The 13,717-nt window shown below is 42.1% G+C and carries 9 protein-coding genes; 1 reads left to right on the forward strand and 8 read right to left on the reverse strand.

The features are described from left to right. Positions 1-55: 55 nt before the first annotated feature. The 7 genes from BO222_RS01855 to BO222_RS01885 form a co-directional block, all read right to left on the reverse strand. Positions 56-2,158: a hypothetical protein gene (locus BO222_RS01855; protein WP_075817856.1), complete on the reverse strand. Its 2,103-nt coding sequence runs from the start codon at positions 2,156-2,158 to the stop codon at positions 56-58. 81 nt (positions 2,159-2,239) lie between these two features. After that, positions 2,240-3,427, reverse strand: a complete 1,188-nt coding sequence (dxr, locus tag BO222_RS01860) for a 1-deoxy-D-xylulose-5-phosphate reductoisomerase (RefSeq protein WP_075817858.1) — start codon at positions 3,425-3,427, stop codon at positions 2,240-2,242. A 224-nt stretch (positions 3,428-3,651) separates the two neighbouring features. Further along, positions 3,652-6,078, reverse strand: coding sequence for a glycogen/starch/alpha-glucan phosphorylase (locus tag BO222_RS01865; protein WP_075817860.1), 2,427 nt, complete (start codon positions 6,076-6,078; stop codon positions 3,652-3,654). 332 nt (positions 6,079-6,410) lie between these two features. Next, the gene (locus BO222_RS01870) at positions 6,411-6,911 is read right to left on the reverse strand and encodes a winged helix-turn-helix domain-containing protein (protein WP_075817862.1); all 501 of its coding nucleotides are present in this window, start codon (positions 6,909-6,911) and stop codon (positions 6,411-6,413) included. A gap of 221 nt (positions 6,912-7,132) precedes the next feature. Further along, the gene (locus BO222_RS01875) at positions 7,133-7,453 is read right to left on the reverse strand and encodes a septum formation initiator family protein (RefSeq protein WP_075817864.1); all 321 of its coding nucleotides are present in this window, start codon (positions 7,451-7,453) and stop codon (positions 7,133-7,135) included. A 98-nt stretch (positions 7,454-7,551) separates the two neighbouring features. Continuing rightward, entirely contained in the window at positions 7,552-9,402 is a 1,851-nt protein-coding gene (gene mnmG / locus BO222_RS01880) for a tRNA uridine-5-carboxymethylaminomethyl(34) synthesis enzyme MnmG (protein ID WP_075817866.1), read from the reverse strand. A 348-nt stretch (positions 9,403-9,750) separates the two neighbouring features. Next, positions 9,751-11,358: an oligosaccharide flippase family protein gene (locus BO222_RS01885; RefSeq protein WP_075817868.1), complete on the reverse strand. Its 1,608-nt coding sequence runs from the start codon at positions 11,356-11,358 to the stop codon at positions 9,751-9,753. Positions 11,359-11,586: 228 nt separating this feature from the next. Between BO222_RS01885 and BO222_RS01890 the strand changes: the two genes are divergently transcribed. Continuing rightward, complete coding sequence (locus BO222_RS01890) at positions 11,587-13,218, forward strand: bifunctional ADP-dependent NAD(P)H-hydrate dehydratase/NAD(P)H-hydrate epimerase (protein ID WP_075817870.1); 1,632 nt, start codon at positions 11,587-11,589, stop codon at positions 13,216-13,218. Positions 13,219-13,462: 244 nt separating this feature from the next. On the opposite strand, the gene BO222_RS01895 is transcribed toward BO222_RS01890, so the two are convergent. Next, positions 13,463-13,717: transposase (locus BO222_RS01895; RefSeq protein WP_075817320.1), on the reverse strand; the 255-nt coding region annotated here is incomplete at its 5' end.

Genomic DNA, 13,717 nt, shown 5'->3' on the forward strand with positions numbered 1-13,717 from the left:
TAAAATTACGTTTCTTACTCTGCTGGAGGATATGAATTTCAAAAGCCATAGGCTGTTAATCCGGATCCTTTTTTAAGGATTTTTTCAAAAACAGACCACAAAGCGATCCAAAAAGAACTGTCATATAAGAATAGGTCAAGCCATGTTCAGCTGTGGCAGTCGCCGGACGATTTGCTGCGGTTGGTTTCTTAAGCTGTGTGTTTGAAGAAACAATACCAAGCCCGAGCAGCACCCGATGAGCCTGTCGATAAAGTGATGTGTATGAAACAGATCCGACTTCGGCCAGTCTGGCATTAATTGCCTGTTTATCTGCAAAATCCAGTGTTTTCCAGACTGAATATCCTGACATGATCTGTTTGTAATTTGCTGACCAGGCCTGCAGATAAATCTGCCCGGCGCTATTCGAACAATAGGTATTGATGAATGAGTTGACCGCATTCGAATTCAATCGGTTCACTGGCTGAATTCTGGAAGAATCGGACTTCCTGGAAGTATTATTCTTATTCACCGCAGAAAGCGAAGAAGCATCTCCAATGGCTCCGACGCCATTCTGAACCGCTTTAGTATTTGTACCTGGTTTAACTTCGGCAGCCAATGCGATTATTGAATTCTTCTGGGGTTCTGCAGAACCCTTTACAAGCGCTAATCCTTCGTTCAATGAATGGTCTGGCATATATGGGAGATCATCAGTATTTATTGACTCTTCCTGTTCAGAATCGTTTTTTTCAGAATCTGGTTTTTCCGTTTCTGTTTTATCTTTTTCTTCTGTAGCAGAATCAGATGAATTGTCTGAGTTTACAGGCTGATTCGTATTTTCATTTTTATTTGCAGTGTCTGTCTTTTCATCAGATCCTGCTTCTGCATTTGCAGAGTCATCAGGATCTTCAAGACCAGAAAGCAGGACTGAATCCTGGCTTGTTGATGAAAACGAGATCTTACCTGAAGCGTAATCAATTCTTACTGAAGCTGGCTGAATCCAGGTTATCGTTCCCTGAGTCTCATCTTTTTCAAGGGTATAGAATCGGCTGAACCCTTCATTATTCACCTTCACTGCAGAAATTGGATCTGAACTGGCCTGAAAACCATCTTTTGTGGAAGTAAATAAAACATCGACATAAAGACTCAGATCATCAGGATCAACCTTCAATGCATTGGCCAGAATCAGCGCTGTTTTTGGATCCCTGATTTCCTTTCCATGGGCAGAATACTCAATCGTGCCAAGTGAATCTGAGCTCAGGGAAGATTGATACAACAAAGCTTCCTGGTTTTCATCATTATCCTTGTTCTCATTCGAATCGTCTGGATTCTGATCTGTATTGTCATTTACTGTATCTGATAAATCCGAGCCAGGTTTCACCGGATTTTTATCCTCGTCAGTCAGATCAGCAGAAGAATCCGTCTGATTCTGATCAGAAGAGTTATTCGCTGGTTTATCTTTTGAAGAATCTGTTTTGTTTCCAGAATCAGTCACTGCTGAAGAAGACTGATCTGTCTTAACATCATCTTTTATATTTTCTGTATTTTCTGGCTTTGCAGCAAGTTCAGGCTCTTCATCCTGCTGAGTCTGCGAAACTGTCGCTTCAGTTTTTGAAGGCTGTTGTTGAGGTGAATTCTGAATATTCTCCTGAACAATTTCATCAGCTGGCTGATTATTGGAGTTTTCTGCAGCTTTATTAGCTTCTTTTGCTGCTTTAGCCTCTTCTTCCTGCTTTTTTAAATTCTGAGCTTCCTGCTGCTCTTTGATCCGTATTTCTTCCTGAATTTTTGCATTTTCCTGATCAATCTGTTCCTTGATATTTTTCGCATTATCAATCAGAACAAAATAGTCAATTTTCTGTTCATTATAGGAAGCCAGAATTTCTTTTTGGATTGGCTCTGAAAGCTGATTAAAAACAGAATTTCCATCCAGAAGAAGCTGATAATTTTCGCGGTTTGCTTCTTTAAACCAGATCCATTCTTCCTTAGTCGCTTTTAAAGAGTCCTGTGTCGTAATTTTAGTTCCGGCATACGTCTGAATAAAATCCTGACTGCTCATATCCTTAACATCAACAACTGCTGCCACAGGTACAATCGGCTGGCTTTTTACATTGGCTAAAACAGGTGAAGTACTGCCAAGCCAGACAACAGCGCTCAGGCTGACTGCTGCGAGTTTATTCATGAGAATCCTCCTTTTTTCAGGCAAATGTGCCGGTTTTTAATCCTTTTTGCAGGATACGCAAACGTTATTATATTACAAAGGTCAAAAAAGATCCCGGACAAATTGTCTTGCCTCTGAATCGGCTTTCTTAAGATCTTCGAATGTAGGGTTTTCAACATTTTTAATGTTTTTCAGGGCTTCTAATATACAGGTTTCTATATCAAGAAAGCCAATCTTTTCATCCAGAAACAATTCGACTGCCTGTTCATCGGCTGCATTCATGACAGTTCCGCGGTTTCCTTTTTCCCTACCCACAAGCCATGCAAGTTTCAGCATCGGATATCGTTCAAAATCCATTTTCTTAAAATGAAGATCAAGCGTCTGCGTCATATCGAGCGGCTTTTCTTCAGTAATGTTCATACGGTCTGGATAACACAGGGCATATTGAATCGGAAGATGCATATCGGCAGAACCAAGCTGGGCGATAATTGCATGGTCCTTAAATTCAACCATCGAGTGCACGATACTTTCTGGATGAAGTACAGTTTCAATCTGATCAAACGGAATTCCAAACAGATAGTGCGCTTCGATCACTTCAAAAGCCTTGTTGACCATTGTGGCAGAATCAAGCGTAATTCGTTTTCCCATTGCCCAGTTTGGATGAGCCAGAGCTTCGTTTACGCTGACTCCTTCCAGTTCATCCCGATTTCGGTTGCGAAAGCTTCCTCCTGAAGCTGTAATGATGAGTCTGGCCGCCTGATCTATTCGGTTTCCCTGCAGGCATTGAAAAATAGCTGAATGTTCTGAATCAATCGGATAAAGCTTACAACCATGTTTCTGCAGGGCTTCAAGAACAAGATCCCCCCCGCAGACCAGAGATTCCTTGTTGGCCAGGGCTACATCCTTTCCTTTTTCAATGGCCTTCAGCGTTGGTTCCAGGCCTCGAAATCCAACCGTCGCATTGACTAAAATATCAAAGTCGAGATCACGAATCATATCACACATCTGATTGTCCCCTCGATAAAGTTTTTTTGATGCCAGCATTTCAGGGGCATCATTCAGAGCGATTCCTCCGGCCTGAACGGCAGGAAACTCTTTCATAATTTCTTCAAGTTTCTTTAACGAAAACCCTGCGCTGACTCCAACGAGCTCAAAGTGATCAGGATATTCACGCAGAATGTCCAGAGTCTGGCTTCCAATCGAACCGGTCGCCCCTAAAAGCAGGACTTTTCTCTTCTTATTCTGATGGTTTGTATCTGATGATACTGGTTCTGGGATCGCTGAATACATAATGCTGCTTCCTTTCCTTTAATCGGGCATTTAAATCCGATCATGATGAATGTTTTCTGTTTCAAATTTAAGTCTGATTTTTGCTTTTATTATACTTCATCCTACCGCAGGAAAAACGACCTGAAAAAGCAGCAGATCTTCAGTGACCTGCTGCAGAAATGGATATTCAACAACTCAATAATAACCAGAATCGTTTTACTAGAATTATTTTTTGATTGATCGGATTATTTTTCATCCTTTGAATCAAAATCGAGAGGTTTAAGTCCCCAGATATGATCTGCGTATTCCTGAATCGTACGATCAGAAGAGAAATAACCGGATTTTGCGATATTGATCAGCATTGCACGTGCCCAGGCCGGTCTGTTTTCATACCAGCTCTGAACATCTTCCTGCGCTTTGCAGTAGGCTGCAAAATCAGCAAGAACGAAGAATTCATCCCGGTTGAGCATCAGATCATTATAGATCAGCTGGAACTCATTCGGATTACTTGAGAAGGTTCCATTGCGCAGACTTTCAACAACCATGCGGATACGTGAATCGGAATTGTAATAAGACCATACATCATAGGAGTTTTCACGGCGCATGATATTGACATCTTCTACACGAAGGCCAAAAATCTTCGCATTTTCATATCCGACCTGTTCAACGATTTCAACATTCGCTCCATCCAGTGTACCAATCGTCAGGGCTCCATTCATCATATATTTCATGTTTCCAGTTCCTGAAGCTTCTTTACCCGCTGTTGAGATCTGTTCAGAAACATCAGCAGCATTAATCAGCAATTCAGCAATGGATACGGAATAGTTCGGAATAAATACCACTTTCAGATACTGACTGATTTCTGGATCATTGTTCACCTTTTCGGCAACCATATTAATCAGCTTTATGATTTCCTTTGCCAGGTTATAGCTTGGCGCCGCTTTCGCTGAGAAGAAGAAAGTTCTCGGATAAATGCGGAAACCTGGATCCTGTTTCATTTTCAGATACAGGTAAATGATATGAAAGATATTCAGCAGCTGACGCTTATAGGCATGCAGTCTCTTGGACTGGCAATCAAAAATTGAATCCACATTGACTTCAATTCCAAGATTTTCCTTCACCCAGGCAGCCAGAATTTCCTTACGTTCGCGCTTAACCTGCATGAACTCGTTTTGAACTTCCGGATTATCCACATAGTCCATCAGACGGCTCAGCTCTTCAGGATGCTTAATAAAGCCATCCCCAATGGTCTTTTCAAGTAAATGAGTCAGCTGCGGATTGGAATAAACCAGCCAGCGGCGATGAGTAATTCCATTGGTCTTATTATTGAATTTTTCAGGATAGAAGCTTGCAAATGTACTTAATACATCGTCCACGAGAATCTGCGAATGCAGCTTGGCTACGCCGTTAACAGAATGGCTTCCAACAACAGCCAGATTGGCCATATGAACCTGATTATCCTTAAGAATCGACATTTGATAAAAATCATTACCACGTCCGGCATGATTGACTTCATAGCGGAATCGACGTTCGATTTCTTCAATGATCATATAAACTCTGGGCAGCAGTCGGCGAACCATCTTCTGATCCCATTTTTCCATGGCTTCAGCCATAACCGTATGGTTTGTATAGGCAACTGTTTCCTTTACAATGGCCCAGGCATGATCCCATGAGTAATCATAATCATCCATCAGCACACGCATCAGTTCCGGAATAACAAGCACCGGATGGGTATCGTTTAACTGAATGGCCACTTTTTCACCCAGATTATCAAGCGTTGGATACTCTAAAAGGTGAGTTCTGATGATCTGATCCACTCCGGCACACACAAAGAAATACTGCTGGCGCAGACGCAGTTCTTTCCCTTCATTGGTTGAATCGTCAGGATAAACATTGACAGTCAGTTCACTGACATCATTGAGATATTTTGTCAGCTGGCCTCCTGGAACAGACTCTTCATCAAGTTCTGCATCCCAAAGGCGCAGGGTATTCGTGGTTGTTGTATGGTAACCGACAACCGGCATATCGTAAGGGACCGCTTTTACCGCAAAATCAGGTACATGAGCAGAATGGAATTTTCCATTATTATCCATATAGGCATTCAGCTGTCCGCCAAATTTAACACGGACGGCATGATATGGCTTCCAGACCTCCCATACGTTTCCAAGTTTCAGCCAGCAGTCTGGTTTTTCAACCTGCTGACAGTTAACAATTTCCTGACGGAATAATCCATAGTGGTACCGGATGCAGTTTCCGTTTCCTGGCAGATTTAAACTGGCAAGTGAATCTAAAAAGCAGGCTGCCAGACGGCCAAGTCCGCCATTTCCTAATCCTGGATCCTGTTCCATCATTTCGACATCATGGATATTGATACCCAGTTCCTCAAGGCCATCACGAACAACGTCATAGACGCCAAGATTCATCAGGTTATTGGTCATCAGACGGCCGAGCAGAAATTCCATCGAAAAGTAATACAGCTGCTTGGCTCTTTGTTCTTTTACAGCATTTTTCGTTTCGCGCCAGTTTTCATTGACGTAATCCGTAATCATTTTCCCTAAAGCGACATACTTTTCTTCGGGATGAGCCTCCTCGAAGTTCCGGCCGAAAGAGTGCGAGATTTCATCTTTGTACGCTCTCTTAAAGTTCTCTTTTGAGCTGAAATAATCGTTCATATCGTTCTAATTCCTCCGCAACACAATTATAGATTTAATGTTGTCAAAAGCAATCAAAATTCGGATTTTGAAACAGAATCATAACAATTTAGACATTATTTTTCCGTATTATTCACATGATTTCTAATCTTGATTATTTTCCACAAATTTCTGACAGTTTCTGATTTAATGTTCATCTCTGTACTATTTATGTAATTTGTCCATTAGCTTTTTCAGACAATCGGCGGTTTTTGACTAGTTCGTATCATTTGCTTTTAAAGGAATTTCAGGCGTTATGCTGAAACGGCTTTCAATATACGTAGATTTAATAAACATGTCGATTTCGTACATTTTCAGTCTTCAGCAGGCGAAGACATGCTTTTAGAATTCTCCAGATTTCCCCGATGTTCATTTGCGAGCTCGGCATCAACGAGTGCTAACGCCTGGGGCAGCCCCAGTTTTTCCACCGGAACGGCCCATTGATAACCAACTGAGTGACAGGTTCGGATGAAACTTTCCCCACCAAAATTTCCAATCTTATGGCGTATTCGATTGATATGCTTGCTCAGAGTATTGTTTTTGAGAATATGCGAATAATAAGAACCGGCTATATCCAGAAGCAGTTGTCTGGTACATGTTCTGGGGGCATTCACAATCAGACAGAGAATCATGTCAAATTCTACGCGGCCTGCGGCTACAGGCGTTCCATTTCGAAAGATAGTACATCTTTCCGGATCGATAATCAGGTTTCCTGTTTTATAACACACCGATGTTATACAGGAGGAGTCATAACCGGCGGCCTGTGAGGTAATGGTCTGACTCATCAAAGATTCATTGTTCTTATGGATTTCCATATTTCGTTTTTTCCTTTCAGATTTAAATCCTGTGATACATCTTCTTTTCAACAATAAGTCAATCCATCCAGGATGAATGTCTTATTGTGATAACATTATGACAATTTATAATGACATAATTGTGAATTTTAACATTTAAATCGGAAATTCCATAAAGATTTTTAAATGAATGCTTATAAAGCAAAAAAAGAAGAGAATTATTCTCTTCTTCGACATCTTGGCTATTCCTCCTGGGTCGCTGGATTTTTATCAATCGCCGGGAATTTAAAGATCTGTTCCCCTTCTTTGGTCACCAGGTACTTTCCACGAGCAACAAATTCCGCGTAATCCGGATTGGAAAGATTTGTTTTTTCAGTTTCGAGACTCTCTTTTTTCTCCACCAGCTGGTCTCTTTTTTGCGAATTCGTTCGTATATTCTGATTCAACGCTACATAGGTACCGATATCCCGAACGATACTGATACTGAAGCATCCGATGGAGACAAGCATCAGAAACATAACGAGTCCGCGAAAAGCATGAAACTGAGCAGATTTTTTCTTCATCGAATCACTCCCTTTCAAACCTTAAACAGTCTGTTTTTACTTAATCATTATAACAAAACAGGATTCTCTCCTGGACCAATTCCAGTCAATCACTCATTCTAGCGGGCGTACATCGACAAAACAGCGATATCTGCCGGATTGATTCCAGATATTCGACTGGCCTGGCCAAGGGTCTGAGGCCTGATTTTGTCAAGCTTCTGTCTGGCTTCTAAAGCCAGATTATCCATATTCAGATAATCAAGATCATAGCTGAGTCTTCGGCTTTCAAGCTTTCGCATACGCTCTGCATCTTTTTTCGATTTTTCAATGTAACCGGCATATCTGGCTTCAATTTCGATTTCATCGGCAATTTCCTTATCCATTGAAAGTCCAAGAAGTTCAGCGACATGATATAGACTGATTTTTGGACGCTTAATTAGTTCGGAAAGATTCAATGATCGAGTTAATGGCTCATACCCTAAAGAAACTAGATACTCCTGAACCAAATCGTCATGAATAGATACTTTGACTTCTTCAATGCGCTTTGTCCATTGTTCAATCTGTTCAACCTTATTTAAAAACTTCTGATATCTCGCTTCATCGATGAGTCCAGCCTCATGTCCCTTTTTCATCAGTCTCAGATCTGCATTATCATGGCGAAGAAGCAGCCGAAATTCTGCCCGGCTTGTCAGCAATCGATAAGGTTCACTTGTCCCTTTCGTGCTTAAATCATCGATCATCACCCCGATATAAGCTTCATCGCGGCCTAAAATCAGTGGGTCTTTTCCTTCGGTTTTCAAAGCCGCATTGACTCCAGCCATCAATCCCTGACCAGCTGCTTCTTCATAGCCTGATGTGCCATTAATCTGACCGGCGGTAAACAGATTTTCCACAATCTTACTTTCAAGAGAAGGCTTCATGGTCAGCGGATCGATCGCATCATACTCAATAGCGTAAGCATATTTGAGTATTTTTGCATGTTCAAGTCCTGGAAGCGAATGGACCATTAATTCCTGAACATCCTCTGGCATGGAAGTAGAAAAGCCCTGAACATAAATCGTGTCATAATCCAGCGTTTCAGGTTCAAGAAAGAGCTGATGTCTCTCCTTATCCGCAAAACGCACCAGTTTATCTTCAATACTTGGGCAGTAGCGAGGTCCTACACCTTTTACCAGACCCGAATACATTGCTGAATCCTGAAGATGATTCCGAATGATTTCATGAGTTTTTGGTGTTGTATGAATCATGTAGCAATCCAATTCATCGGATTTGCTGATCATTTCTTCGGATGTGCTTTCCGTTGAAAAGGAATAAAACTCCTCTGAGCCTTTCTGGACTTCAGCCTTTGAAAAATCAATCGTATCGCGAACAATCCTGGGCGGCGTTCCGGTTTTTAAACGAAAGGTTGGAAGCCCGGCATCACGCAGGCTCTGCGAAAGACTTGTCAGTGTCGGCTGTTGGTCGGGACCACCTTCAACGGCGGTATGGCCTTTAAGTATTGTTCCAGACATATAGGTTCCAGTAGTCAGAATGACTGTGCGGGATAAAATCCGAGTCCCATCTGTACATTCAATGCCAATCGCCTTTCCATCCTCTACGAGCAGTCTGGCTGCCTGTGATTCAAGCAGATCAAGGTGTTCCATGTGTTTCAGGGCATTTTTCATCCAGCGTTTATACGCTTCCTTATCGGATTGAACCCGCAGACTCCAGACTCCCGGTCCTTTAGACGTGTTGAGCATCTTCACCTGTAAAGCCGTCTGATCCGCCGCTTTAGGCATCAGACCTCCTAAGGCATCAATTTCCCGAACAACAATCCCTTTGGCTGGTCCGCCAATACTTGGATTGCATGGCATAGAACCTGCAAAATCCAGATTTCCTGTCACCAGCATCGTTTTTTTATTCTTTCTTGCAGCCGCTGCTGCGGCTTCAATTCCGGCATGTCCGGCTCCAACGACCAGAACATCGTACATGGGCAGACCCTCCTTAATTAACTATTGAATATAAATGATTGAAATATTGTGATGAGCCAATATGCTTTTTGCGTCTGATAATCACCTTTTAGTTCAGTCTTACATCCTAAACGTTTTTTTATCGATGTCAAAGCCGGCAATCAAAAACAGACTGCATCCTCTTCCAGTTCTGAAATTTCCTGATAAATCAAAAAATTGATGAATGAAGAAAACGACGATTTGATGCCTCGATAAAAATAAAAAGAAGAAGATCAGTCAATGCCGTAATGGCTGGTGTTCTGGTCTTCTTCTTTAAAATTGTGTTCTCTTATTTCCTGTTCAACTTTTGGGTATCACCATTTTTAATGCTTAACGAGGCATTTTTAGTCTGAAGTGGAAAAGCTGCTGCGGCAGCTGCAGGACTAAAGCGGCAATCAGGAAGACGATCGTTGAAACAACACCGGAAACAAGCATTGTTCCAAGACAAACCAGCTTGGAGGATGCCGGATTCGCTAATCCAAGATTGCTGAGCAGCCAGGCACATAATCCCATGCAGCACAGTGAAATCATCGTTTTGATGAATACCTGTGCAGTCGATTTCAGAGACACTCCGAATTTCTCAGAAAGTTCCATCGTATTAAAAGTCAGAATATATCCATAGGAAACCATGGTCGCCAATACGGTACCGGGAAAGCCCATCCAGATGGTGAGAGGAACAATCAGCACCCCTTTAATCACCGTACCGATTGCCAATCGCCGAAGCAACGATTTCTGTAAAGAAAGGGCCATCATAATGCTTGTTACTACAGGCGTAATGGTTCCCATTAATCCTTCCAGACTGATCCAGCGAATGATATCCGTCGATAATGGAAGGTCTGATGTATAAAACAGGGTATGGAAAATTGGCCCAGCATAAATCATAATCGCAAAGCTTAAAAACAGTCCCATAAAAAGAACGATATTCATACATTCACGAATATCTTTTCGAATTCGTTTGTATTTCTTTTCAAGCAGCGAAGATGAAAGATGAGGAATAATGGCTGCAGTAAATCCAGGAGCAAGAATCATCGGTATGGCAGTGAGCTTTGTACCTACATAATTGGCAGCAGACATGACGGTATCAATCTGTTCAGGAGTATAGGATGAATAACGCAGTCCAATTGGAAGCAATACCGAGTTATAGATATCATCCGAATAGCCCAGAATGGCACTTCCCATATACGGTAAAGCCAAAATAACAAGTTCCTTGAATAAAGGACGGATGGGAACTGTTTTTACCTGCTGCTTTTTTGCCATGACTGAAAGCATTTTTTCCTGTTTTCTCGAGAATTTCGAGATCTGAATAATTCCAGCCAGAGCAGCAACTGAAGTGGATAGAACGGCTCCATACAGGGCCCAGACCCGATCCATGTGGAACCCATAGACCAGCAGACAGGCTGCTGATAAAAGAAATCCAACCCGGAAGATCTGTTCAAAAGCCTGAGAAAACGCGTATTCTTCCATTTCCTTTCTTCCCTGAATGAATCCCCGGTAAGAAGAAAGAATTGGAACAAGAAAGATCGCTACTGCCAGTATACAAAGAACCAGAGTCATGACATGCGCTCCGTCGGCTGTTTCAGTCATTAACATGGCTAAGAGCCCGGATAAAAGCATCATGATGATCATTCCCAGAAAGCCAACGCAGGCCATGAAGATCAGGGATAGTTTGCGAACCTGAAGCACAGTCTTCCAATTCTCAAGAGTGGAATATTTAGCGACCAGAGTGGCGATCGCAAATGGAAAACCGGCTGTAAATACGTTTAAAATGTAACTGTAGATTCGGTATGCCGTTCCATAATAGGACATATAGGCATCCGAACCAAGAATTGTTGAGAACGGTATGGAATAAACCAGCCCGATGGCTTTTGCGATTAAAAACCCGGAGGTCCCTACCAGTCCGCCTACAATAAGAGATTTTTTGGTGCTGGAAGATTTCATGACAAACCTGTCCTTTCAGCCAAAAATTATATCATGCAGAAATTCAAATCGATCTTTCTGTCATATCAATACAACAGTTCCCTATAAAAACTGACATTTAATAGGATTTGCGTTTTTTTGATGGACTTCGAAACAATTTTGATCATTAAAAATTATCACTTCAGTTTAGAAAAGGAGAATCTATGTTGATTTTCCAGAAGATTCAACTTGAAAAGGGAGACTCCAATTATGAAAGAACCCACCTTCGAATTCGATCCTTCAGCAATGTTTTTAGAAAACATCCAGTATTATGCTTCAGAGCCTGGCGTTCATAGTTCGTCTGCAGCTCGAAAATTCGATCAGATCACCATTGAAAACTTTCATATTCCATCTCTGGTATTGATGGAAAATGCTGCCCGGGGTATGGCGGACAGAATCATCGCCAACTATCCAAAAGCAAAGAAAATAGCCGTTCTTTGCGGACCGGGAAACAATGGCGGAGATGGTCTGGCTTTAGCCAGGATTCTGTATCTGAAAGGATATCGCGTTGCCATCTTACTCAAAGCTGATTCTGCCCTCTCGGATGATGAAACGGTTCAGTTTGAAAGCTGTCTGGCTCTTAATATCCAACTTTATCCTCTGGAACTTTTTGTTGAAGATTATCGCCCATTTGATGAGTCCTATGATCTCTATGTGGATGCACTCTTTGGTTCCGGACTCAATCGCCCTCTTGGCGGAATCTACAAAGAAGCCGTATGCGCTCTTAACCGCAGTATTAAACCTGTTGTTTCCTGTGATATTCCAAGCGGAATTTATGGAAACACAGGTCAGGGAGAAACTTTTGTATATGCGGACCTTACCCTTGCGCTGGATTGTCGAAAATTTGGACATATCATCTCTAAAGGTCACCAAGCCAGCAAAACAGTCGAAGTGATCGATATTGGAATTCCAGCAGCTGTCCATGCTTTGGACCCAGGACAAATTAAATGGATCAACAAAAAGAGTGCAGCCCATGGTCTGCCTGTGCGAAGCAGGTATCTGAATAAAGGCCGTTTTGGAAAAGTCCTTTTGTGCGGCGGTTCCTTTCGAATGCAGGGAGCTCTAGCCATGGCCGCTTCTTCGTGTTTTCATGCCGGGGTGGGCACTCTCAGTTTGTATACTCCAAAGTCTGCAGCCCGGGCCATTGCCGCAAAAATGGATCTGGCCATGATTATTCCTGCTGATGAAACTGATGGATATTTTTCAGAGCAGGCAGCAGATCGATTGACAGACTTATTAGATCAATACACTTTTGTCTGCTGCGGGAATGGGATGGGGACAGAAGATGGCGCTTTGAAGGTTGTCCATACTCTGCTGAAAAAACGCATGAACATGATTCTTGATGCTGATGCGATCAATATTGTCTCCAGACATCCAGAATGGCTCAAAATCAATTCAGAATTCCGAACACTGATTCTGACCCCTCACGTAGTGGAATTCTCGAGACTTTCCGGATTCACAGTTGAACAGATCCAGAACTCGCCGATCAAATGCATTGATGCATTTCTGAGAGAATATCCAAACATTATTCTTGTTTTAAAATCTGATGTGACCTTTGTTGCGGATGCTGAAAACATCTCCGTCCTTGATCATCCAGATTCAACGCTTTCCAAAGGGGGCAGCGGAGATGTTCTTGCGGGTCTGATCTGCGGTTTATGCGCTCAACAGTCTGTTTTCTATGAGGCCTGCGCCAGTGCAGTATGGATTCATAATCAGGCAGCCAGCTATCATCAGAACAATCAGGACCGGATCAATCCAGCCTGTTTTACCCCATTAGATCTGATCGAAAATTATTCTTCCATTTTTAATGAACTCGAAAAAGTTCGAGAACATTGCGCCTGAGATTTCATTACATCTTTGATTTATCAGTTTCGTATTTCGGATTTGTCATCTGTAATCTATATCCTGATACGTAAAAAAAGGGGCTGTTAAATTTCGACTGATTTTTCATCAGCGAGATTTACAGCCCCTTTTTCTATGCTTTTTATCTGATTCAATCCTGTTTTATGATGTGTTTTTCCGCTCAAGTCAATTTTTGAACGCACTGAAAAGAGCCAAAACTCAAAAAGACTGTTTATAATCTTTTTCAGATTTCGCTTTTCTGCTCCTTTAATTTTCCATAACGTTCGAGTTCTGGGCAACTCATCCGATTTCTGTTGTTTAATTTTCTGATATTGTGTCCCATGGCCACAATAAGCACCTCAAATTTTACGTTTTCCAGTCCCCGGCGTCTCAATCGGCTGTATCTGTAGTTTTCTTTAAGATCTCCGAAGGTTCCTTCCGCCTGAATGCTCCGGCTGACCATAATCTCATGTCCTGCATCTGAAGACATGTTCTCCCG

This window comes from Ileibacterium valens, assembly GCF_001945525.1.
Classification (GTDB): domain Bacteria; phylum Bacillota_I; class Bacilli_A; order Erysipelotrichales; family Erysipelotrichaceae; genus Ileibacterium; species Ileibacterium valens.